Here is a 23,886-nt window from a genome sequence, read left to right on the forward strand (position 1 = left end):
GAACCAACCACCCAGGAGTTATCATGCTGAGCCTTCACACCAACGCAGCGGCCCTGTCCGCACAAAACTCGATCACCCGCACTCAGAACACCCTGTCGACCTCGATGACCCGCCTGAGCACCGGCTTCCGCATCAACTCGGCAATGGACGACGCTGCAGGCCTGCAGATTGCAACCCGCCTGAAAGTGCAGACCAGCGGCATGAACGTCGCAATGCGCAACACCCAGAACTCCATCTCCCTGCTGCAGACCGCTGAAGGCGCGCTGGACGAAGTGACCTCGATCCTGAACCGCATGAAAGACCTGGCAACCCAGGCAGCTGACGGTTCCTCGACCGCCAACGACAAGACCGCAATGCAGAGCGAGTTCAACTCCCTGACCAGCGAACTGTCGAACATCATGACCAACACCAAGTTCGGCGGTACCGCACTGCTGACCAAGACCACCGGCAAGCTGTCGGCTGCCGCTGGTGTTGACTTCCAGATCGGTGCTGACTCCGCTGAAAAGCTGAACGCCAAGTTCGACACCAGCCTGACCGCCATCGACACCGCCCTGGAAGCCGTGTCCGCAGACTACGACGGCGCAACCGGTGCCGCAGCCGGCGGTGCCACCACCGAACTGACCGCATCCGCGAACGCCACCATCAACATCGTTGCTACCGCGATCGACAAAGTGTCGGCCCTGCGTTCCGACCTGGGTGCTGTGTCGAACCGTCTGGACCACGTCTACAACAACTTGGCCAACATCTCGACCAACACCAAGAACGCAACCGGCCGCATCATGGACGTTGACTTCGCTTCCGAATCCGCGAAGATGACCTCCTCGCAGATGCTGCTGCAAGCTGGCACCGCCATGCTGAAACAGTCGAACAGCCAGTCCTCCCTGGTCCTGTCCCTGCTGCAGTAATTCCGCAGGTGGCCTGAAAAAGCCAACCGTACGCGGTTGGCTTTTTTTATATCGCCGTATTACTATCAGTTTGTATGGCAATCGATCGCGTCACTCCTTCCAATCCAAGCCTGAGCATCCACGACCGCCAGGTCCGGGAAAATCCCGGCCAGGTCAATGCCCAGCCGATTCCGCCGGTTGCCCAGCCACCGGGCGACACGCCCGAGTTCGCGCTGCAGGGCGGCTTGCCCGCTTCCGTCGGTGCGCTGATCGCGGCGATGGAAGGTGCGCAGCATGGCCAGCTGGTCCGCAGCACCGCTGCCGCCGGCGCCACCATCGGCGCCCTGCTCTCGCAGGAAGCGTTGTCGATGCAGCCCAACCAGTTGTTCCCCTTGCGCCAGATGGTCTGGCACACCCCCGATACCTCCTTGCTGGCCGCGTCGTGGCAAGTCATGGTGCGCACCTATAGCGAACAGCGCGCCGCGTTGCAGCAGCAAAACGAAGGCCGCCATGTGCCCTCCAGCCTGTTCATGGCCGACCCGCCGCCGCCTGTGCTGCGCGACGGGCGCCCGCACCCTGGCCTGGTGTCCGAACTGGATGCCTGGCGTTTCGCGGTCTACGCCTGGGGCGCCGAGAAACTGACGCTGCGCGTCGTGGCGCGCGATCCGGGCCAGGACGAAGGGCCGCCGGAACAGCGCCGCCGCCGGCCGCGCGTGGCGCTGCGGCTGGAAATGAACTTGCCCGACATCGGCAAGGTTGTCGTGCAGATGGAGCCCTCCGAACTTGGCGTCGTGCTGGAGATCGGCGCCGCCAGCAATGAAGCCATGCAGCAGATGCGCGAGCTGTTGCCGCGCATCGCCACCATCATTGGCCAATGCGGCCTGCAGATCGTGCGCGCGCGCCTGATGCGTGAACTGACGCCGGTCAACCACCTCGAAAACGATCCTTCGCGCACGCAGGTGGCGCTGCTGACCGCCTCGCTGTTCAAGGCGATGGCGGAAGTGGCCGTGTTCCTGTCGCAACCGCGTTTGCCGGAACAAGCGCTGTCGGCCTAGTCCAGTAGCCCGGCTGGGAATAGACTTCCTTCAACTCGTCGATGAAGAAGCGTATCTTCGCCGGCAGATGCCTTTGCTGCAGGTAGACGGCCATGATGTCGTAATCGGGCAGCGCAAAATCGTCCAGCACTGTAATCAGGCTGCCCTCGGCAAGCTGGGCCTGGATCTCCCACGTTGATCGCCACGCCAGCCCCAGGCTTTCGCACGCCCAGCGGTGCAGCAGTTCGCCGTCGTTGCAGTCCAGATTCCCCTGCACCCTGACCGTGACGGGCTTGCCACCCTGCTGGAAATACCAGCCGCGCTGCTGGCCGCCCTGCAGGTTGAATGCCAGGCAGTTGTGCTGCGCCAGGTCGTCCAAGGTGCGCGGAATGCCATTGCGGGCGAAGTAGTCCGGTGTGCCGCATACAACACGGCGGTTCTTCGCCAGCCGCACTGCCACGAAACTGGGGTCGATGACGCCACCGATGCGGATGCCCAGGTCATAGCCCTCGCGCACCAGGTCGATGACCTGGTCGGTCAGGTTGAACGAGATCTGCACGTCGGGATTGGCAGCCAAAAAGGCCGGCGCGTGCGGTGCAACATGCTGGCGCCCAAATGAGGCCGGTGCGGACACAATCAGGTGGCCCGTCGCCTTGTGCCGGCCTTCCGAAATATTGCGCTCGGCGATATCCAGGCCCGAGAGAAGCTTGCGGCAATCCTCAAGGAAGACATTGCCCTGCTCCGTCAGGGTAAGGTGGCGCGTGGTGCGGTGCATCAGTTTGACGCCCAAACGCTTTTCCAGCGCATCGATCCGGCGCCCCAGCATCACCGGCGTGATGTTCTGTTCCAGCGCGGCACGCGCCAGGCTGCCCTTCTCGACCACGGCCACGAAGGCCTCGATTTGCTTCAGTTTGTCCATGGTTTTGATTATTCCATACTCAGAGTATCGAATGAAACGATTTTTTGTCGTCTTATCAGGGGAACTCATCGCCTATAGCATACAAAACATCAACAACAGACTTTGCATGCATATCAGGAGATCACCATGGCAAAAATGACGGCGGCCGAAGCGGCTGTCCACGTACTGCAGAAGGAAGGCATCTCGGTCGCATTCGGCGTACCGGGCGCCGCCATCAATCCGCTGTACGCTGCACTGAAAAAGAACGGCACGATCAAGCACATCCTGGGGCGCCACGTCGAAGGCGCATCCCATATGGCAGAAGGCTACACCCGCGCTGCCCCCGGCAATATCGGCGTCTGCATCGGCACCTCCGGTCCTGCGGGCACCGACATGATCACCGGCCTGTATTCGGCGCAAGCGGACTCGATCCCTATCCTGTGCATTACCGGCCAGGCGCCGCGCGCCCGCCTGCACAAGGAAGACTTCCAGGCCGTCGACATCTCGTCCATCGCCAAGCCGGTCACCAAGATGGCGACCACGGTGCTGGAGCCGGCCCAGGTGCCGCGCGTGTTCCAGCAAGCCTTCCACCTGATGCGCTCCGGCCGTCCGGGCCCGGTGCTGATCGACCTGCCGTTCGACGTGATGATGGCGCAGATCGAGTTCGATCCCGGGACCTACACCCCGCTGGACGCCTTCAAGCCGCGCGCCTCGCGCGCCCAGGTCGAGAAAGCGCTGCAAATGATGAACGAGGCCGAGCACCCGCTGATCACCGCCGGCGGCGGCATCATCAACGCCAATGCGTCCGCCCTGTTGCAGGAGTTCGCGGAAATCGTCAACGTGCCGGTGATCCCCACCCTGATGGGCTGGGGCACCATCCCCGACGACCACCCGCTGATGGCGGGCATGGCCGGCCTGCAGACCAGCCACCGCTACGGCAACGCCACCGTGCTGGCATCCGACTTCATCATCGGTATCGGCAACCGCTGGGCGAACCGCCACACCGGCTCGGTCGACGTGTTCACCGAAGGCCGCACCTTCGTGCACGTGGATATCGAGCCAACCCAGATCGGCCGCGTCTTTGGCCCTGACCTGGGCATTGTGTCCGACGCCGGCTACGCGCTGGAACTGTTCGTCGAAGTAGCCAAGGAATGGAAGGCCGCCGGCAAGCTACGCGACCGCACCGGCTGGGTGGCCCAGTGCCAGCACCGCAAGCGCACCATGCTGCGCCGTACCGACTACGACAACGTGCCGGTCAAGCCGCTGCGCGTGTACGAGGAGATGAACAAGTACTTCGGCCGCAATACGCGCTATGTCTCGGCCATCGGCCTGTCGCAGATCGCTGCAGCGCAATTCCTACACGTCTACCAGCCGCGCAACTGGATCAACTGCGGCCAGGCTGGCCCGCTCGGCTGGACCATTCCTGCCGCGCTGGGCGTGCGCGCCGCCGATCCGAGCACCGACATCGTGGCGATTTCGGGCGACTACGACTTCCAGTTCCTGATCGAAGAGCTGGCAGTGGGCGCGCAGTTCAAGCTGCCTTACATCCACGTGCTGGTGAATAACTCGTACCTGGGCCTGATCCGCCAGTCGCAGCGCGGCTTCGACATGGACTTCTGCGTGCAGCTGTCCTTCGAGAACGTGAACGCACCGGAACTGAACGGCTACGGCGTCGACCACGTGGCCGTGGTGGAAGGCCTGGGCTGCAAGGCGATCCGCGTGCACAAGCCGGACGACATCATCCCTGCCTTCGAACAAGCCCGCGAGCTGATGGCCAAGTACAGCGTGCCGGTGGTGGTGGAAGTGATCCTTGAGCGCGTGACCAATATCGCGATGGGCACCGAGATCAACGCCATCAATGAATTCAACGACATCATCGACGCTGCATAAGAGGAAAGCAAATGCCTAAATTCGCTGCCAACCTGACCATGCTGTTCAACGAGCAGCCTTTCCTGGAACGCTTCGGCGCCGCCGCGCGCAACGGCTTCACGGGCGTGGAATTCCTGTTTCCGTATGAATTCGAACCGCAGCAAGTGCACGAGCAACTGGAAGAGCACAAGCTGGAAATGGTGCTGCACAATCTCCCGGCCGGCAACTGGGCCGGCGGTGAGCGCGGCATCGCCTGCCACCCGAACCGCATCGGCGAATTCGAGCAGGGCGTGGAAACCGCCCTCGCCTACGCCAGCGTGCTGGGCACCCAGCGCATCAATTGCCTGGTCGGCATCAAGCCGCAAGGCGTGGCCGATGCCGATGCCCGTGCCGTCCTGGTGAGCAACCTGAAGTTCGCGGCTGCCGCGTTGAAGAAGGCCGGCATTCCGCTGCTGATCGAACCGATCAACACCTTCGATATTCCTGGCTTCTTCCTGTCGGGAACGCGCCAGGGCCTGGACCTGATTGAATCGGTCGGCTCGGACAACCTGTTCCTGCAGTACGACATCTACCACATGCAGCGCATGGAAGGCGAACTGGCCAACACCATCAAGAACCACCTGTCGGTGATCAGGCATGTACAGCTGGCCGACAATCCGGGCCGCTTCGAGCCGGGCACCGGCGAAATCAATTACCGCTACCTGCTCAACTTCCTGGACGAAATCGGCTACGACGGCTGGGTGGGCTGCGAATACAAACCAAAAGCGGGTACGGAAGCGGGCCTCGGCTGGCGCGCTGAACTGGCCGCGTAAATCAAAGGAGAAAGCAAAATGCAAAAGCTCGGTTTCATCGGTCTCGGCATCATGGGCGGCCCAATGGCCGGTCACCTGCAAGCGGCAGGCCACAAACTCTACCTGCACGACGTGAAGAACCCGCCGGCCAACCTGGTCGAAGGTGGCGCCACGGTCTGCACCTCCGCGATGGAAGTGGCCAAGCGCGCCGACATCATTTTCCTGATGGTGCCGGATACCCCGCAGGTGGAGGAAGTGCTGTTCTCGGAAGACGGCATCGCAGCCGGCCTTTCCGCCGGCAAGATCGTGGTCGACATGAGTTCCATTTCGCCGATCGCCACCAAGGAATTCGCCAAGAAGATCAACAAAAAGAGCTGCGCCTACCTGGACGCTCCGGTGTCCGGCGGCGAAGTGGGCGCCAAGGCGGCTTCGCTGACCATCATGGTCGGCGGACCGCAGGAAGCCTTCGACACAGTCAAGCCGCTGTTCGAACTGATGGGCAAGAACATCACCTTGGTCGGCGGCAACGGCGACGGCCAGACCACCAAGGTGGCCAACCAGATCATCGTGGCGCTGAACATCCAGGCCGTGGCCGAAGCGCTGCTGTTCGCATCCAAGGCCGGTGCCGATCCCGCCAAGGTGCGAGAAGCGCTGATGGGCGGCTTCGCATCCTCGCGCATCCTGGAGGTGCATGGCGAGCGCATGGTCAAGCGCACCTTCAACCCGGGCTTCCGCATTGCCCTGCACCAGAAGGACCTGAACCTGGCCCTGCAAGGCGCCAAGGCGCTGGGCGTGTCGTTGCCAAACACCTCGGCCACGCAGGAACTGATGAACGCCTGCGCCGCCAACGGCTTGTCCGGCCTCGACCACTCCGCGCTGTGCCAGGCAATTGAACTAATGTCCAACCACCGCATCGCACAGGCTTGATATGACGTCCACACCAGCCCCACGCGAGCTACTGCTCGACCTGTATAACGCCGCCATTGGCGCAGTCCATCCGCGCAACCTGGTGCAGGATTACCTGCCGCAGCCCCCTGCGAACGGCCGGACACTGGTGATCGGCGCAGGCAAAGGCGCTGCAGCCATGGCGCAAGCCGTGGAGCAGCATTGGCAAAGCCCCTTGTCGGGGCTGGTGGTGACACGTTATGGCCATGGTGCCGACACCCGGCAGATCGAGGTGGTCGAAGCCTCGCATCCCGTACCTGACGATGCAGGCCAGAAGGCTGCGGCGCGCATGCTGGAGATGGTGCAGGACCTGACCGAAAACGACCTGGTTCTGTGCTTGATTTCCGGCGGCGGTTCGGCCCTGCTGGCCCTGCCGGCGGAAGGCATCTCGTTGGCCGAGAAGCAGGCCCTCAACAAAGCATTGCTGAAAAGCGGCGCCACCATTGGCGAAATGAATTGCGTGCGCAAGCACCTTTCCGCGATCAAGGGCGGCCGCCTGGCGCTGGCCTGCGGCAAAGCGCGCGTTGTCACGCTGCTGATCTCAGACGTGCCGGGCGATGATCCGCGCGTGATCGCCAGTGGGCCAACCCTGCCGGATGCCACCAGCAGTTCCGAAGCACTGGCCATCCTGTGCAAGTACCGGATCGAGATCCCGAAAAGCGTGCTGGCACACCTGCAATCGGATGCCAGCGAAACACCAAAGCCCGGCGACGCTCGCTTCGAAGGCCACAGCCACCACGTTATCGCAACCGCCCAGCATGCGCTGGAAGCCGCTGCCGCGAAGGCGCGCGAAGCCGGCCTCGCGCCGTACATCCTGTCAGACGGGATCGAAGGCGAAGCACGCGACATAGGCCTGATGCACGCGGCGATGACTCGCCAGGTGGTGGCGCGCAGCCAACCGTTTCAGCGCCCATGCGTCATCCTGTCAGGTGGCGAGACCACCGTCACAGTGCGCGGCGGCGGACGCGGCGGCCGCAACGTGGAATTCCTGCTCAGCTTCGCACTAGCCATGGAAGGTGCCGAAGGCGTGCACGCGATTGCCTGCGACACCGACGGCATCGACGGTTCGGAAGACAATGCCGGGGCTGTCTACGCCCCGGATTCGCTGGCCCGCGCCGAGGCGAAAGGCGTGAGCGGCAAGCACCTGCTGGCCAACAACGACGCCTACAGCTTCTTCAGCGCGCTGGACGACCTGGTGGTCAGCGGACCGACACGCACCAACGTGAACGACTTCCGCGCCATCCTGATTCTTTGATTTACTGAGAATAGAGAGAGACACCAATATGCGTCGCGAACGCAAAGCAAAAATCGTAGCAACCCTCGGCCCCGCAAGCAGCGAATACGTCACCATCAAGGCGCTGTTCGAAGCGGGTGCCGATGTCTTCCGCTTCAACTTCAGCCACGGCAGCCATGCCGACCATGAGGCCCGATACGGCATCGTGCGCTCCATCGAAAAGGAGCTGGGCCGTCCGATCGCCATCCTGGCCGACCTGCAAGGACCCAAGCTTCGCATCGGCCAGTTCGAGGGCGGCAAGGCGACGCTGAATGCCGGCGCCGAATTCCAGCTGGACCAGGCGCCGGCGCCGGGCAGCGCCTCGCGCGTTCGCCTGCCGCACCCCGAGCTTTTCGCAGCCGTCAGCGCCGGCCAATCGCTGCTTCTGGACGATGGCCGCATCCGCCTCGAAGTCTTGGCCAGCGACGCCGACACCATACGCACCCGCGTAGTGACGGGCGGTGTACTTTCCGACCGCAAGGGCGTGAACGTACCGGATGCCGTGCTGCCGATCCCGGCGCTGACCGCCAAGGATAAAGCCGACCTCGAATTCGCACTGGGGCTGGGCGTGGACTGGATCGCCCTGTCCTTCGTCCAGCTGCCGGAAGATGTGGTGCAGGCCAAGGAGCTGATTCAAGGGCGCGCCGGCGTGCTGTCCAAGCTGGAAAAGCCTGCCGCCCTGGACCGGCTGGAAGAAATTGTCAGCGTGTCGGATGCGATCATGGTGGCGCGAGGCGACCTCGGCGTCGAGCTGCCCCCAGAGCGCGTGCCGGGTGTACAGAAACGCATCGTGCGCCTGTGCCGCAAGCACGGCAAGCCGGTGGTCGTCGCCACCCAGATGCTGGAATCCATGGTCAGCGCACCGGTGCCGACCCGCGCCGAAGCCTCGGACGTCGCCAATGCCGTGTATGAAGGCGCCGATGCCGTGATGCTGTCGGCCGAATCGGCCAGCGGTGCATACCCTGTGCAAGCAGTATCGATCATGGACCGCATCATCTCCGAGGTTGAGCGCGACCCGCTGTATCCCGCCGTGATCGAGGCCCAGCACCAGGCGCCACTACCAAACAAAGGTGACGCCATCAGCGCCGCAATGCGCGACGCCGCGCGGATCATGGGCGCGAAAGCCATGGTGGCCTACACCACCTCGGGTCACAGCAGCCTGCGCACCGCGCGCGAACGCCCGATGGCGCCGATAGTCAGTATCACACCCAAGCCGGAAACCGCGCGCCGCCTGGCACTCGCCTGGGGCGTTCACAGCACCGTAAGCCAGGACGTGAACAGCGTCGATGAAATGGTTGCAGCCGCATGCCGCACAGCGCTGCGGGAAGGATTCGTAAAGGCAGGCGACCAGATCGCTATCGCTGCCGGCACCCCATTCGGCCAACCCGGTAGCACCAACCTCCTGCGCCTGGCCGAGATTTGGCCGCAATAAACAGCAACGTACAGACTTTCTCTTTTAACGCCGGTCCTCCAACCGGCGTCTTTTTATTTGTGGCGTATGAAAAACGGGTCAGACCCTTGGGTCTGACCCTGCCCTACCGGTTTTACTCGCCGCGCTGATGGACTTGCGCACCAGCTGCGTAAGTTGCCGCAATCGCCCGATCATCCCCGAGCAACGCCAGCGCAAACAGCAATTCCTCCAGGCTGTTGCAGCGCGTGGAGCGGCGCTCCAGCAACGGCGTGGCCTTCGGATCGACCACGATGAAGTCGGCCTCTGCGCCGGCAACGAAATTGCCCACCGTACCTTCCAGCTGCATGCTGCGCGCACCACCCAGCGTCGCCATGTAGAACATGCGCAGCGCCGGCAAAAAAGTCCCGCCCATGCGCGCGACCTTATAGGTCTCGTTCATGGTCTGCAGCATCGAGAACGAAGTCCCGCCCCCAACGTCGGTCGCCAGCGACAACGCTACATTCTGCTTGTCAGCCGCTGCGAAGTCGAACAGGCCGCTGCCCAGAAACAAGTTGGACGTGGCGCACATCGAAACGGCGGCGCCAGTAGCGGCCATGCGGGCACGATCCTCGTTGTCCAGCCAAATGCAATGCGCGTACATCGAGCGCGGGCGCAGCAGTCCGTACTTGTCGTACACGTCCAGGTAGCTGCGCGCATCCGGGAACAGCGACTTGACCCACGCCACTTCGTCGACATTTTCCGCCACGTGCGTCTGCACGTAAGTGTCAGGATAGGCGCGCGCCAGCTCGCCGCACATATGCATCTGTACCTCGGTGGAAGTCGGCGCAAAGCGTGGCGTGAGGGCGTACATATTGCGGCCCTTGTTATGCCAGCGATGAATCAGTTCCTCGCTTTCGCGCGCACCGGTTTCTGCCGTATCCTTCAGGAAGTCCGGACAATGGCGGTCCATCATCACCTTGCCGGCAGCCATGCGCAGGTTGCGAGCTTCAGCCGCGCCAAAGAACGCGTCGACCGATTCCGGATGCACCGTGCAATACACCATGGCTGTAGTGGTGCCGCAACGAAGCAATTCCTTGACGAAGAAGTCGGCCACCTCGCCCGCGTGCGCCGGATCCTTGAACTGGCGCTCCGTGGGAAAGGTGTAGGTATCCAGCCAAGGCAAGAGCCCCGGCGCCGGCGACGCGATCATGTCCATCTGCGGGTAGTGGATATGGGTATCGATAAAACCCGGCATGATGATCTTGCCGCGGTAGTCGCGCACCTGGGTATCGGGCGGCAGCGTGTCTTTCAGCTGTGCGTAGTCGCCGGCCGCTTGCACGCGGCCGTCGTTTATAACCAGCAGGCCGTCCTCATGCCAGGCGTGCGCATCGGCATGAAAGGCTGGATCGGCCGTGAAATGCAGGACGCTGGCGCGGAAAGCTTTCAAAGTAGTCATCGCGCTTTCCTAGCTGCCGCGGTACGTCGAATATGCCCAAGGCGACACCACGATCGGCACGTGGTAGTTCGCATCGGCGTCCGCAATGCCGAAGGCGATGACCACCTCGTCGACGAAGCGCGGCTCCGGCAATGCCACGCCTTGCGCCGCAAAATAGTCTCCGGCCGCAAAAACCAGCTCGTATTTTCCCGTCACGACCTCGCCGCCAGTCAGCAAAGGCGTTTCGCAGCGACCGTCCTGGTTGGTGATGTCGGTCTTCAACAACACTTTGGTGTTCCCCTCAACGCGGAAAAGCTTCACTTTTACGCCCGCGCCAGGCTTGCCCTGCCTGATATCCAGGACGTGTGTACTTAGTTTGCCCATATGGTCTCCTCTTGTGAATGAAGAAAATCATATACGTCGGGCCATTGCGATATATACACGGTGGTGAATATCAACCATGACGTGCACGGACATAATCGGGTCTCCATATCAAAAAATACAGGAGACACCATGCAGCAAGCATTACGCGTAGCGGCAGCGGGCACTATCGCTGTCCTGGCCTTGGCGATGGGCGCGCAGCAAGCCAGCGCCGCCGACTGGAGCGACACCTCGATTGGCTACCGCTACGGCAGCAAATTCGCAGAACCGTACAACCCGAACGACATCAACAAGCAGATCCTGAACTGGACCTATGTCGACGGCTACAAATACGGCGGCAACTACATGAACCTGGATTTCCTGCGTTCCGACGGCAAAGACAACAACGCCCACGAAGCCTACCTGTTGTACCGCCACACCCTGGACCTGGGCAAAGTAAGCGGCAAGGACCTCAAATTCGGTCCGGTACGTGGCGTAGGCATCACCGCGGGCTTCGATTGGAACACCAAGAACGACGACAGCTACAACTCGCGCAAGCGCATGATCGTGGCCGGCCCAACCCTGATGCTGGACGTGCCGGGCTTCCTGAATGTTAGCCTGCTCGGCATGTGGGAGAGCAACCAGCCGCTGGGCGTCGCCAAGCGCTACAAATACGACACGCACGCCATGCTGAATGCCGCCTGGGGCATTCCTCTCGGATCGGGCTTCAGCTTTGAAGGCTACGCCAACTGGATCGGCAACAAGGGCAAGGACGAATTCGGCGGCCAGACTTCTCCAGAGGTGAACATCGACGCGCAGGTGATGTATGACCTGAGCGGCCACGTGGGCGCCAAGCCAAACAGCTTCAAAGCCGGCCTGGAATACCAATACTGGCGCAACAAGTTCGGGAATCCGCATAATATCCCCGGCAGCACGGCAAAAACCCCGATGATCCGTGCGGAGTACCATTTCTGATTGATGCAGGGGCACGGTCTTCCAGCCGTCCCCTAAGCTGACCCGCAGCGGCATGCCGGATAGCACCGGAAAAAGTAGTTCAGACAAAAATCCAATAACGGAGACACCATGAACAACCTGCTATACCAGGTGGACGACCGTCCACCGCCAATCACAACCGCCCTCCTCGCCGCCCAGCACATGCTGGCAGCCCTGGGCGGCATCATCGCCGTCCCGCTGGTGGTCGGCGCAGTCCTGAAACTTCCCGCCGACCAGATAGTCGCCCTGGTCAACGCCGCCCTCCTCGGCTCCGGCATCGTCACCACCATCCAGTGCATCGGTGTAGGCCGGGTCGGCATCCGCCTGCCCTGCGTGATGGGCACGAGCTTCGCCTTCGTCGGCGCCGCCATCAGCGTGGGCCTGGAGCACGGCGTGCCTGGCATACTCGGCTCCTCGCTCGCAGGCTCCGCGATCATGATCCTCGGCAGCTTCTTCATGCCGCAGATCCGTAAGCTGTTCCCGCACCAGGTGACAGCTGTCGTCGTCACCATGATCGGCCTGTCGCTCGTTCCTGTCGCAGTGGACTGGGCCGCCGGCGGCAAGAACGCGGGGGCGAACTACGGCGATCCGACCAACCTCGGCATTGCCCTGTTCGTTCTGGCGACCGTGATCGCCCTTGTGCAATTCGGCAAAGGCATCGTTTCCGCAGCCGCGGTGGTGATTGGCATCGCGATCGGCTATTGCGTTTGCCTGGGACTCGGACTGGTGAATTTTTCGGCCGTCCAGAATGCCGCGGTGTTCGCGGTTCCCCAGCCGCTGTACTTCGGCATGAGCTTTCCGCTGAGCGGCATCCTGGCAATGGCACTGGCTTACGTCGTGACCATCGTCGAAACCACGGGCACCTTCATGGCGCTAGGCTCGGCGACCAATACCAAGATGAAGGGCAAGCTGCTGTGCCGCGGCGTGCTGTGCGACGGCCTGGGTTCGGCCTTCGTGTCCGTGCTGGGCGCTCCACCGGTTTCGACGTTCGCACAGAACGTCGGGGTCATCTCGCTGACCGGCGTTGCCAGCCGCTATGTGGTGGCGTTGACCGGCGTGTTCCTGGCGGCGGCCGGCTTGTTCCCTGTGCTCGGCGCAGTCGTCGTGACCATCCCGCAGCCGGTGTTGGGCGGCGCCGGCCTGATGATGTTTGCAATGATTATTGCGGCCGGCGTCCAGATGCTGTCCAACGTGGAACATGACAAGCGCACCGGACTGCTCATCGCAGTTTCGGTTGGCTGCGGCCTGGCGGTATCGGTCCGGCCCGAACTGTTGTCCAAGCTGCCTGCCTTCGTGCACGAAATTTTCGGCTCTGGCATCTCGACCGCCGCCATCGTGGCCGTCGTGCTGAACCTGGTGCTGCCGGACCGACCGGTAGCCGAACATGACGAGGATGAAGAAGATGACGTACCGCAGCCGATGCTGATTCCCAAAGTCGGCTAAACTCCCGCGGTCCTGCACCGGCACGTGACGGGACCGGACCGTTCCCTGACATTGTTTCCGCATTGCCCCGCGCATTGTTTCCGCAGTGTTTAATCATTTCGAGAAAAATTGAATGAGCAAAACTCTCCTGATCAAGAATGCGCGCGTAGTTGTCACCATGGACGAACAACGCCGCGAAATCGACAACGGCGCAATCTACGTACGCGGCAACGTGATCGAACAGGTAGGCCCAACTTCCGAACTACCGCAATCGGCAGACGAAATCATTGACGCCTCCGGCCACGTAGTGATTCCAGGCCTGGTCAACACCCACCACCACATGTACCAAAGCCTGACGCGCGCCATCCCTGCGGCGCAGAACGGCGAGCTGTTTGACTGGCTGACCAACCTGTACCCGATCTGGGCCAACCTGGATAGCGAAATGGTGCACGTGTCGACGTTGACCGCCATGTCGGAGCTGATCCTGTCCGGCTGCACCACCAGCAGCGACCACCTGTACATCTACCCGAACGACTGCAGGCTGGACGACAGCATCGAAGCCGCCGCAAAAATCGGCATGCGCTTCCACGCCGCGCGCGGCTCAATGAGCGTGGGCCAGTCAAAAGGCGGCCTGCCGCCCGACAGTGTAGTCGAGGATGAAAGAGCGATCCTGCGCGACACGCAACGCCTGATCGAGACCTACCATGACGCCGCGCGCCACGCCATGCAGCGCATCGTCGTGGCGCCCTGCTCACCGTTCTCGGTCTCGCGCGACCTGATGAAGGAGGCCGCTGCACTTGCACGCAGCCACGGCGTATCAATGCACACCCACCTGGCAGAAAACGTCAATGACATTGCGTACAGCCGCGAGAAGTTCAACATGACTCCGGCCGAATACGCCGAAGACTGCGGCTGGGTAGGCCATGACGTCTGGCACGCGCACTGCGTGCAGCTTGATGACGAAGGCGTCTACATGTTCGCAAAAACAGGCACAGGCGTCGCGCACTGCCCATGCTCCAACATGCGCCTGGCCTCAGGCATCGCCCCGATCCGCAAAATGGTCGATGCCGGTGTGCCGGTTGGCCTGGGCGTCGATGGCTCCGCATCAAACGACGGCGCCCATATGCTGGGAGAAGTGCGCCAGGCCATGCTGCTGCAACGGGTCGGCTTTGGCCCGGACGCGATGTCTGCCCGCCAGGCGCTGGAGCTGGCGACTTTGGGCGGCGCCAAAGTCCTGAACCGCGACGATATCGGCGCCCTCAAGCCCGGCATGTCCGCAGATATCGTCATGTTCAAGCTGAACCAGCCAAACTTTGCCGGCGCCCTGCACGACCCGGTAGCGGCACTCGTTTTCTGCACCCCGGCAAATGTTGATTACAGCATCATCAACGGAAAGCTCGTAGTGAAAAACGGGATCTTGCAGACGATCGACCTGCCATTGGTGATCGAACGTCATAACCATTTGGCAGCCAACCTGGCCTTGGCGGCAGGAACGCGAAGGATCGCATGAACGACGGCCGGGCGGCAGGGAATCCCGGCTATTTGACGCGGCTGATCCGGTGCCCGGTCCCGGTGACGCTTTGCGCAATCTTGCCTTCGGATTTCCAACGGACTGTGTGATCTGTACCAGTGATGCTGAGACGCCCTTTGGGCTTCACCTCGGTATTGACAACGTTGCCGACGCCCAGGATCTCAACCTCGCTGCACACCCCAGTGGTGGTCACGACATGCCCCGTACCGACGACCTCGAGTTTCCGTCCATCGCAAGCAAACGTACGCTGATGGCCACTGCCGCTGATGCTGATCAGCGTATCGGTCACCTCAACCTCGCCGACCGCATCTTCCTGTGCGCAAGCATTGGACATTGAGATCAACACAACGGTGGAAGCTGTGATTTTAAGCATTTTCCGAATCATACAAACTCTCAATAAATTATGAAAAATGTAATTCTATGGAAATGCTGGATACCGGCGCGTACAATAGAAAACGATACCGAAAGTGGCAATGTCCTGCGCCACCGGATCAGGGCGAAACTCAAGTTACCAGGTAAATTTCTCGGAGGCTTTCAACTCCTCGGGAAGCTCCGCGATATCGCCGCTGCTCGCTTCAATTACGAGGAATTCATTGAAACCGTGCCTGATAACGAGATGGTCTTCATCAAGCCAGCCGGAGATGAGCATCCGTCCACAGCTGGCACCCAGTATGCTGGCGACTGTCTTGATCTTGCCATTGCGGTTCCGAAGTTTGAGCACATGCGGTTCTGAATCAGCTTTGTTTTCGACAAACGCGTGCCATGTCCCACCTCGAGAACTTTCCGCTTTGGGTGCATAAGATGAGCGCGGGATCAGATCCTCGAAAGAGGGAATCTCCCGACCGTTTCGTATGAACGAATGTCCGCTGTTCGATTCGTACTTGGCGGCGAGTTTCTCGAACGAGTTCGACGCCGGCCGATAAGAGAGGAACTCAAACGGGACTTCATGTCCATTATGAAGGTTGCTGCGCACCAGAATCAGCAACTCGGTGCTGTCTTTTGACCATCTGGTCAATGTCATTATTTCTTTTACCGGAATGGAAACCGGCAGCGTCAATTTCGTCCGCTTCAGTGTCGCTGTATCGAAAAGGAAGAGGCCAGCAGATACCCCGATGACGAGGTACTTGCTGTCCGGTGAGAATGAGGGGGAAGACGCTCCCAGCGAGGGCTGTTCGTAGACGAGGCGGTTGGAATTGGCATGCCGGTCAAGCAGCCAATACTGCATTCTCGTTCCCCCAGCACGCACTCCCAGATAGCTTAGCCAGCGGCCATCCGGAGATTGCGTCATGTTCACGCCGTTCGCAAATTCATGTTCAGCCAGGCGCTTGCTACTCTGGTTTGCCAAGTCTGATTTGAAGAGCGACCCTTCACGGTGCGTAAAATAGACCTGCGTTTTGATATCCATGGAGGCGAGTGATACCTTTTTCGCATCAGTCGAAATGCTTCCGCACAGGGGAAGCGCCGCAGAACAATGAGTCGTCGCGGACGCATATATGGTCACTGCGGTGATTGCCGATGCCAACGAAAAGGACCTGTTCATTTCTTGACTCGCTCCGGAACTTTTCGCAGCTTACCATCTTGCAATTTTGAAAACAAGCCAGGTCGGCTCCAATGAAAATGGCCCTCGCGGGCCATCTTCATTTTTTAAGTCAGCGAGGTTTAAATGAATTCACCGACCCTTGCACTCACTGCCTCACGTACCGAGCCACTGGTCACAAAGCTGTGCGCCACCTGGATATCGTTGTGGAACCAGCGGTCACCATCCAGGCAAGCCGGGATCTGCTTGCGGATCTCGTCATAAGCCGCTTGCGTGCCCTCGCCCAGCTTGAAGCCTGGCAGCAGATTCTCGGTCATGGTCAGCGCCTGTGCGGCCAGCAGCATTTCCACGCCCACGATGTATTGCGTGTTCTGCACCACGGTGTGGGCCTTGCGTGCGCACCAGGTGGAGTTGGAGATGTGGTCTTCGCTGTTGGCCTTGGATGGGATGGAATCCACGCTGCCCGGCATCGACAACGTGCGGTTCTCCATCACCAGGGAGCTGAGCGAGCATTGCACCACCGGATAGCCGGTGTTCACGCCGCGCAGGCCCGACATCAGGTTGCGCGGCAGGCCCCAAGACAGAGTTGGATCAATCAGGCGCGCCACGCGGCGCTCACAGATGCTGCCCAGGTCCGTGACCGCCATGGCCAGCAAATCCATTGCCTGCGCCAGGTACTGGCCGTGGAAATTACCGCCCGAGATGATCTCGAAGCCGCCGCCATCCTTGCCGAAAATCAGAGGATTATCGGTGGCCGAATTGATCTCGTTCTTTACAATGGTGTCAATGTAGTCCAGCGCATCGAACACGGGACCGTAGACTTGCGGCGTACAGCGCAATGAGTACACGTCCTGGATACGCGGGGTGTAGGGAATGTCGGTGCGTCGCAGTTCGTCGGGAAACTGGACGGCACGTGCCTCATGCGTGGTGCGGGTGGACCCCTTCAGCAGCTTGCGCACGACCGATGCAGTCTTGATCTGCCCGGGATGCGGGCGCGCCTGCTGGATGCGCGGGTCGAAAGCCGACATTTCCGCACGCATGGCCTCCAGCGTCAGGCCCAGCGACAGGCAGGCATCAGTCAGCAGGTCGCGCGCGTCCTTCGCCGCCAGCACGGCTACGGCCAGCGAGGCGGTGCAGCCGTTGATCAGTGCCGAGGCATCCTTGGCCTTGAGATCGAACTTTACCGGGCCGACTTCGGCGCGCGTAATCGCTTCGGCAGCAGGCATGCGCTGGCCCTTGTACATCACTTCCGCCTCATCGAAGCCGGCGATGGCTGCTGCCAGGTAAGCCAGCGGTGCCAGGTCGCCGGATGCGCCTACGGACCCTTTCTGCGGCATGACTGGATGGATGCCGGCGTTGATGAAGGCCAGCAGGCGGTCCACTACTTCCACTCGCGGCGCCGAGTAGTTGCTGGCGAAGGCGTTTGCGCGCAGCAGCATGGTGGCGCGGCTCACTTCTTCCGAAAACGGTTCGCCGATGCCGCCGCTATGGGCCTTGATCAACTGCGTCTGGAACAGTTCAATGTGTTCGACCTTGATACGCGTATCTTTCAGCAGGCCAACGCCGGTATTGAAGCTGTACATCATCGGCGCTTCGTCGTGCATCCAGGTGGATTCGATGTAGTCGCGGCTTTCCTTCAGCGCCGCGCGCGAAGTGGCGGACAGCTCGACTTTGGCGCCGTTGCGCGCCACGGCCAGGACTTCTTCGGCAGTCAGGTTGAAGCCGTCGATAGTTACGTTGCTCATTTCTCTTCCTTTAATTTGCGCTGGTTTCGAACCAGGTACCGATCAACTGGCGTTCGGCGTCGGTCATATGGGTCATGTTCGCCAGCGGCATATCCTTGTTCTGCACGGCGCGCTGGTAAATCTTGGCGGCGTGCTGTTTAACCTGGGCCTCGGTATCGAGCATCACGCCGCCCGGGGCTGATGCGAAACCCGCCTGGGTCGGGGTCGCGGAGTGGCACGAGGCGCAGCGCTGCGTCACCACTTGCTGAACGCTGGACAGGCTGGCCTGGGCGGCCGGTGCGGCAGCGGCGGCTGGCGCGGCGTGGCCATCGGCATCCACCGCAGCGGCCACGGTCGCCGGCGCGGCAACTGCCTTGCGCGGCGCCGGCGCGATCGCCACAGCCACGCCCGCCAGCAGGATCACGCCCGCGATCGGGAACGCAGGCGAAACCTTGCCCGCATGGCGCAGGTTGAAGAAGTGGCGAATCAGCACACCAGCAGCCATGATGGCGGCCAGCACCAGCCAGCTGTATGCGTGGCTGTAGGTCATGGCGTAGTGGTTGCTGATCATGATCAGCAGCACAGGCAAGGTGAAGTAGTTGTTGTGGACCGAACGCACCTTGGCGCGCTTGCCGTAGATCGGATCAGGCGACTCGCCCTTGGCCATCGCATCCACCAGCTTGCGCTGGCCAGGAATGATCACGAACAGCACGTTACCGACCATCATGGTGCCGATCATCGCGCCAACGTGGATGTAGGCTGCGCGGCCGCTCAGGGTATGGGTCAGCACATATGCCGCGCCGACAATCAGCACGAACATCACGGTGCCCAGCACGGCAGGCTTTTCAGCCAGCGCGGTCTTGCACAGGGTGTCGTACACCAGCCAGCCTCCCGCCAGCGTGCCTATGCCAACGGCCACTGCCTGCAGGGAGGTCAGGTCCGCCACATTCTTATCGATCATCATCGCCGAAGCATTGAAGTAGTAGACGATGAACAGCATGGCGAAGCCGCTCAGCCAGGTGGCGTAGGCTTCCCATTTGAACCAGTGCAGGTCTTCCGGCAGTTCATCCGGCGCTACCAGGTATTTTTGGGGGTTATAGAAGCCGCCGCCGTGCACGGCCCACAGCTCGCCCATCACGCCCTTCCTGGCAAGCGGACTGCCAGGCTTGGGGGGACGGATCGAGTTGTCAAGCCATACGAAGTAAAACGAGGCGCCGATCCAGGCGATACCTGTGATCAGGTGCAGCCAGCGAACCAGCAAGTTAAGCCATTCCACCCCGTAAGGGCCGAATAAAGTCTCCATGATTTTTATCCATTCAGTCCGTTCACCTGCCTCTGGCGGGCACTTCAGGTGAACCAAACGGTCGTTATATCGCCGCCGCTACGACCTGCGTGGATGGAACGATATCGGTTGCTGGCGCGGGAGACCTTCCATTTGCTATATAACTCGCATAGTCCTGGAGATATAGTTTCGTGCCCCGGAAGGTGCGAACCTCTCATGGATAAATCCAAATAAATAATATTCGGAGACCATGATGTCCAGATTGCCAGAACACTTAGACATCCACCTGATCCGTATTCTGTACCTGCTGCTGGTGGAGAAAAACGTATCGCGGGTGGCGCTTAAACTGAACCAGCCGCAGCCCTCTATTTCCGGCTCGCTGCGCAAATTGCGCGACCTGACCGGCGACCCGCTGCTGGTGCGCGGCGGCCGCGGCATGGTGCCGACGCAACACGGCGAAAGCCTGTTGAAGACCGCCAAGCGCATCCTCGACGAAACCGAAAGCCTGTTCAGCCCAAAGACTGCGTTTGTGCCGCAGGACGAAGCGCGCACCTTCCATATCGCCGCGCCGGACTACATGAACACCCAGTTCTTCACCGAGGTGATTGCCCGCCTGCGCCGCGAATCGCCGCGCAGCCGCCTGGTGATCCACTCGCTGGGACCGGACATCGATTACGTGCGCTTGTTGTCGGATGGCGACCTGGACCTGGTGGTCGGCAACTGGGACGAGCCGCCCCAGCACCTGCACATCTCCAAGCTGTTCGACGACCCGATCGTGTGCCTAATGCGCGCCAACAGCGCCTACGCCCGCCGCACGCCGAAAGACGGCATGACGCCCGAGGAGTACCTCACCCTGCCCCACGTTGCCCCAGCGCAAATACTGCCCGGCTACCACGGCAACATCGATTCCTTCCTCGAAGAGCGCGATATGGAGCGCAATATTGTTGTGGAATCGGCACACTTTCGCATGCTGCCCTACATCGTGCAGCAAACAGATTTGGTTTTGACGAGTGGCAAACAATTCGCCAATTTCTACGAAAACCTGCTCGGCCTGAAGTCATACAAGGTGCCACTGGATTTCCCGCCGCTGAGCTTCTACCAGCTATGGCACGAGCGTGCCCACCACGCCACCGAGCACAAGTGGCTGCGCGCCCAGGTCAGCGCAGCCGCCCGCCTGCTGGTGAAATAAAACCGCCCCAGATAGCTGATATCGGCCCAGCGTTATATCTCCTGCCCGCCGGGCCTCTATTATCAATTCGCCATTCCCCAGAACACCTTACTTGGAGCGGGCCGTCGCCAGGCGGCGGCCCGAAGCACGATGACGAGCCTGAAGCGACTGAATACCTGCGACGCAGAGACTTTTACCGAGATCCTGCACGGCCTGTACGAGCATTCCCCATGGATTCCGCAGCGCGCCGCCGCGCAGCGCCCGTTCCGCACCATCGACGAGCTGAAACTGGGCCTGCAAACGGTCGTCACGGATGCCAGCGACGACGAGCAGTTGGGCCTGATCCGCGCCCACCCGGAGCTTGCCGGCAAAGCCGCCGTGGCCGGCGAATTGACGCCTGAATCCACCGGTGAGCAGGCCAAGGCGGGCCTCAACCTCTGCACCAAGGAAGAATTCGCCGTGCTGCAGGAGCTGAACGCCGCCTACAACAGCAAATTCGGCTTCCCCTTCATCCTGGCGGTCAAGGGCGGCGACGGCAAAGGCCTGTCGCGCCAGGCCATCATTGCCGCCTTTCGCCGCCGGCTGCGCAACCAGGCCGACGACGAACAGCGCGAGGCGCTGCGCCAGATCCACCGCATTGCAGAGATGCGCCTGAACGCCCTGCTGTCCTATGTGCCGCACATGGGCCGCGACATCATGGAATGGGCCGAAGAGATCGGCGCGATCAGCGAGGACGAGCAAGGCCTCACCTGCACCTACATGACGCCTGTGCACCGCCGCACCGCCAACCAGCTGGCCAAGTGGATGCGCGAGGCCGGCATGCACGCCCACATTGACGCGGTCGGCAACGTAGTGGGCCGCTACCTGTCCACCGATCCGCAGGCACGCACCCTTCTCACTGGCTCGCACTACGACACGGTGCGCAACGGCGGCAAGTACGACGGCCGCCAGGGCATCCTGACCGCCATCGCCGTCGTCAAGCACCTGCATGAAACCGGCGAAACCCTGCCCTTCCACCTCGAGGTGATCGGCTTCGCCGAAGAAGAAGGGGTGCGCTTCAAGAGCACCTTCCTCGGCAGCAGCGCCGTCATCGGCCAGTTCGATCCGAAACTGCTGGACTTGCGCGACCGCGATGGGCAGTTGCTGCGCGACGTGCTGACCGACGCCGATCATGACGTCAACGCGATTGCCGACATCGCCCGCGATCCATCCGACCTGCTTGGCTTCGTCGAAGTCCATATCGAACAAGGCCCGGTATTGCTGGAGCGCGGCCTGCCGGTCGGCGTGGTGACCTCCATCGCCGGCAGCAAGCGCTACCTGGTGGAGCTGAAAGGCGTCGCCAGCCACGCCGGCACCACCCCCATGCCGATGCGCAAGGATGCCGCCGCCGCCGCCGCCGAAATCATCCTGTACGTGGAACAGCGCTGCGCACAGGACCAGGATTCTGCCCTGGTGGGCACCGTCGGCCAGCTGCAGGTGCCGAACGGTTCCACCAACGTCATCCCGGGTGCCTGTACCCTGTCGCTCGACATCCGCGCAGCCAACAATGCAGCGCGTGATGCTGCCGTGGACGACATCCTCGCCCACATCGAAAAAGTGTGCGAAAGGCGCCACATCACCTGGCAAATTGAACAAACCGTTGCCGCCGATTGCGCCCCCTGCGCGCCGCGCCTGATGGAGCAGTTGGCAGCCGCAGTGGAGCGCCACGGCATCCCTGCCTTCCACCTCGCCTCCGGCGCCGGCCACGACGCCATGCTGATGTCGCGCGTCACCGACGTCGCCATGCTGTTCACGCGCTGCGGCAACGGCGGCATCAGCCACAACCCGCTGGAGACCATGACGGACGATGACGCAGACCTGTCGGCCCGCATCCTGCTGAGCTTTTTGCGCAACTATAGCTAATTCGAGATAGCCAATATGCCCCGGCATAGAAGCCGAAAAGGAGACCTTCAACGATATTGTTAAAACAAGCAGCGCAGGGCCGCCATATTTGCCCGCCCGGAGAGGCGGGATTTCGGGCGCTAAAAACTAAACGGAGACAACCCAAATGCAATTCCTGGACAACTATTTCAAGCTCGGCGAGCACGGCACCAACGTGCGCACCGAGGTGCTGGCTGGCATTACAACCTTCCTGACGATGGCGTACATCATCTTCGTCAACCCATCGATCCTCGGCGATGCCGGCATGCCCAAGGACTCGGTCTTCGTGGCCACCTGTGTCGCGGCCGCCGTCGGCACCCTGATCATGGGCCTGTATGCCAACTTCCCTATCGGCCTGGCGCCTGGCATGGGCCTGAACGCCTATTTCGCTTACGGCGTAGTGCAAGGCATGGGCTTCCCGTGGCAAGCCGCACTGGGCGCCGTGTTCATTTCCGGCTGCTGCTTCATGATCGTCAGCCTGCTGCGCATTCGCGAGAAGATCATGAACGCCATTCCGCCGTCGCTGCGCATCGCCATCCCGGCCGGCGTGGGCCTGTTCCTGGCGCTGATCTCGCTGAAGAACGCCGGCATCGTGGTTTCCAGCCCCGCTACCTTCGTCACCATGGGTGACCTGCACAAACCTGCACCGGTACTGGCAATTATCGGCTTCCTGGTGATCGTTGCCCTGGACCGCCTGCGCGTCACCGGCGCCCTGCTGATCGGCATCATGACCGTGACGGCCCTGAGCTTCTTCTTCGGCGGCAACCACTTCAACGGCATCGTCTCGCTGCCGCCATCGATCGAGCCGACGGCCATGAAGCTGGACATCGTCGGCGCGGTGTCGCACGGCCTGTTCACCGTCGTGATGGTGTTCTTCCTGGTTGAACTGTTCGACGCCACCGGCACCCTGATGGGCGTCGCCCAGCGCGCCGGCCTGATGAAAGACGGCAAGCTGCCAAAGAACATGAACAAGGCGCTGCTGGCCGACTCCGGCGCCATCATCGCCGGTTCCGTGATGGGCACTTCCAGCACCACCGCCTTCATCGAAAGCGCCGCTGGCGTGCAGGCGGGCGGCCGCACCGGCCTCACCGCCGTCACCATCGCCTGCCTGTTCCTGGCGGCGCTGTTCATCGCGCCATTGGCCGGCGTGGTCCCCGCCTACGCCACCGCACCCGCCCTGTTCTTCGTCGCCTGCCTGATGCTGCGCGAACTGGCGGAAGTGAATTGGGCCGAAACCACCGAAAGCGTTCCGGCAGTGGTCACCGCACTGGTCATGCCCTTCACCTATTCGATCGCCAATGGCCTGGCGCTGGGCTTCATCAGCTACGCCGGCCTGAAACTGCTGACCGGTAAATACAAGGAAGTCAGCGCAATGATCTGGTGTGTTGCAGGCGTGTTCCTGTTCAAAATGATTTACATCCCCGGCTGAA

At 61.6% G+C, this 23,886-nt stretch carries 20 protein-coding genes; 13 read left to right on the forward strand and 7 right to left on the reverse strand.

The annotated features are described in order from the left end of the window. Positions 1–23: 23 nt before the first annotated feature. Together ACN9MW_RS18885 and ACN9MW_RS18890 are read left to right on the forward strand one after the other, a co-directional pair. Positions 24–905 (forward strand): flagellin, encoded by an 882-nt coding sequence (locus tag ACN9MW_RS18885; protein ID WP_426162010.1) that lies wholly within the window; start codon positions 24–26, stop codon positions 903–905. A gap of 74 nt (positions 906–979) precedes the next feature. After that, a complete protein-coding gene (locus ACN9MW_RS18890) occupies positions 980–1,939 on the forward strand; it encodes a hypothetical protein (protein ID WP_426162011.1) in 960 nt (319 codons plus the stop codon). On the opposite strand, the gene ACN9MW_RS18895 is transcribed toward ACN9MW_RS18890, so the two are convergent. Next, positions 1,869–2,837 carry a LysR family transcriptional regulator gene (locus ACN9MW_RS18895; RefSeq protein WP_426162012.1) on the reverse strand — a complete coding sequence of 323 codons (969 nt, stop codon included), beginning with the start codon at positions 2,835–2,837 and terminating at the stop codon, positions 1,869–1,871. The genes ACN9MW_RS18890 and ACN9MW_RS18895 overlap by 71 nt on opposite strands. 126 nt (positions 2,838–2,963) lie before the next feature. Here ACN9MW_RS18895 and gcl point away from each other — a divergent pair, with 126 nt between their 5' ends. The 5 genes from gcl to pyk are packed head-to-tail and all read left to right on the forward strand — an operon-like array spanning position 2,964 to position 9,126. Then, the gene (gene gcl / locus ACN9MW_RS18900; RefSeq protein ID WP_426162014.1) at positions 2,964–4,706 is read left to right on the forward strand and encodes a glyoxylate carboligase; all 1,743 of its coding nucleotides are present in this window, start codon (positions 2,964–2,966) and stop codon (positions 4,704–4,706) included. Between the two features lie 11 nt (positions 4,707–4,717). Further along, positions 4,718–5,497 (forward strand): hydroxypyruvate isomerase, encoded by a 780-nt coding sequence (gene hyi, locus ACN9MW_RS18905; RefSeq protein ID WP_426162015.1) that lies wholly within the window; start codon positions 4,718–4,720, stop codon positions 5,495–5,497. A gap of 18 nt (positions 5,498–5,515) precedes the next feature. Beyond that, positions 5,516–6,403, forward strand: a complete 888-nt coding sequence (gene glxR, locus ACN9MW_RS18910) for a 2-hydroxy-3-oxopropionate reductase (RefSeq protein ID WP_155455714.1) — start codon at positions 5,516–5,518, stop codon at positions 6,401–6,403. A 1-nt stretch (position 6,404) separates the two neighbouring features. Further along, positions 6,405–7,676 (forward strand): glycerate kinase type-2 family protein, encoded by a 1,272-nt coding sequence (locus tag ACN9MW_RS18915; protein ID WP_426162017.1) that lies wholly within the window; start codon positions 6,405–6,407, stop codon positions 7,674–7,676. A gap of 28 nt (positions 7,677–7,704) precedes the next feature. After that, positions 7,705–9,126: a pyruvate kinase gene (gene pyk, locus ACN9MW_RS18920; protein WP_426162019.1), complete on the forward strand. Its 1,422-nt coding sequence runs from the start codon at positions 7,705–7,707 to the stop codon at positions 9,124–9,126. A 112-nt stretch (positions 9,127–9,238) separates the two neighbouring features. Here the strand turns inward: pyk and guaD are convergent, their stop codons facing one another. After that, the gene (gene guaD, locus ACN9MW_RS18925; protein WP_426162020.1) at positions 9,239–10,540 is read right to left on the reverse strand and encodes a guanine deaminase; all 1,302 of its coding nucleotides are present in this window, start codon (positions 10,538–10,540) and stop codon (positions 9,239–9,241) included. Between the two features lie 9 nt (positions 10,541–10,549). Further along, a complete protein-coding gene (gene uraH / locus ACN9MW_RS18930; protein WP_426162021.1) occupies positions 10,550–10,903 on the reverse strand; it encodes a hydroxyisourate hydrolase in 354 nt (117 codons plus the stop codon). A gap of 129 nt (positions 10,904–11,032) precedes the next feature. Between uraH and ACN9MW_RS18935 the strand changes: the two genes are divergently transcribed. The 3 genes from ACN9MW_RS18935 (at position 11,033) to ACN9MW_RS18945 (ending at position 14,804) form a co-directional block, all read left to right on the forward strand. Continuing rightward, complete coding sequence (locus ACN9MW_RS18935) at positions 11,033–11,854, forward strand: outer envelope protein (protein WP_426162022.1); 822 nt, start codon at positions 11,033–11,035, stop codon at positions 11,852–11,854. Between the two features lie 108 nt (positions 11,855–11,962). After that, complete coding sequence (locus tag ACN9MW_RS18940; RefSeq protein WP_426162023.1) at positions 11,963–13,315, forward strand: uracil-xanthine permease family protein; 1,353 nt, start codon at positions 11,963–11,965, stop codon at positions 13,313–13,315. Between the two features lie 112 nt (positions 13,316–13,427). Continuing rightward, entirely contained in the window at positions 13,428–14,804 is a 1,377-nt protein-coding gene (locus tag ACN9MW_RS18945; protein ID WP_426162024.1) for an 8-oxoguanine deaminase, read from the forward strand. A gap of 28 nt (positions 14,805–14,832) precedes the next feature. Here ACN9MW_RS18945 and ACN9MW_RS18950 read toward each other — a convergent pair whose 3' ends face one another. From ACN9MW_RS18950 to ACN9MW_RS18965, 4 genes are all read right to left on the reverse strand, one after another. Then, positions 14,833–15,210 carry a DUF3060 domain-containing protein gene (locus tag ACN9MW_RS18950; RefSeq protein WP_426162025.1) on the reverse strand — a complete coding sequence of 126 codons (378 nt, stop codon included), beginning with the start codon at positions 15,208–15,210 and terminating at the stop codon, positions 14,833–14,835. Positions 15,211–15,333: 123 nt separating this feature from the next. Further along, positions 15,334–16,230, reverse strand: coding sequence for a hypothetical protein (locus ACN9MW_RS18955; protein WP_426162026.1), 897 nt, complete (start codon positions 16,228–16,230; stop codon positions 15,334–15,336). Between the two features lie 254 nt (positions 16,231–16,484). Then, positions 16,485–18,107, reverse strand: a complete 1,623-nt coding sequence (locus ACN9MW_RS18960) for an HAL/PAL/TAL family ammonia-lyase (protein ID WP_426162027.1) — start codon at positions 18,105–18,107, stop codon at positions 16,485–16,487. Positions 18,108–18,117: 10 nt separating this feature from the next. Next, the gene (locus ACN9MW_RS18965; protein WP_426162028.1) at positions 18,118–19,389 is read right to left on the reverse strand and encodes a urate hydroxylase PuuD; all 1,272 of its coding nucleotides are present in this window, start codon (positions 19,387–19,389) and stop codon (positions 18,118–18,120) included. A 232-nt stretch (positions 19,390–19,621) separates the two neighbouring features. Here ACN9MW_RS18965 and ACN9MW_RS18970 point away from each other — a divergent pair, with 232 nt between their 5' ends. From ACN9MW_RS18970 to ACN9MW_RS18980, 3 genes are all read left to right on the forward strand, one after another. Then, complete coding sequence (locus ACN9MW_RS18970; RefSeq protein WP_426172240.1) at positions 19,622–20,557, forward strand: LysR family transcriptional regulator; 936 nt, start codon at positions 19,622–19,624, stop codon at positions 20,555–20,557. Between the two features lie 129 nt (positions 20,558–20,686). Then, the gene (locus ACN9MW_RS18975) at positions 20,687–22,438 is read left to right on the forward strand and encodes an allantoate amidohydrolase (RefSeq protein WP_426162029.1); all 1,752 of its coding nucleotides are present in this window, start codon (positions 20,687–20,689) and stop codon (positions 22,436–22,438) included. Positions 22,439–22,583: 145 nt separating this feature from the next. Continuing rightward, positions 22,584–23,885 (forward strand): NCS2 family permease, encoded by a 1,302-nt coding sequence (locus ACN9MW_RS18980; RefSeq protein ID WP_426162031.1) that lies wholly within the window; start codon positions 22,584–22,586, stop codon positions 23,883–23,885. Position 23,886: the final 1 nt, after the last annotated feature.

Source organism: Pseudoduganella sp. R-34, from assembly GCF_049904655.1.
Classification (GTDB): domain Bacteria; phylum Pseudomonadota; class Gammaproteobacteria; order Burkholderiales; family Burkholderiaceae_D; genus Rugamonas.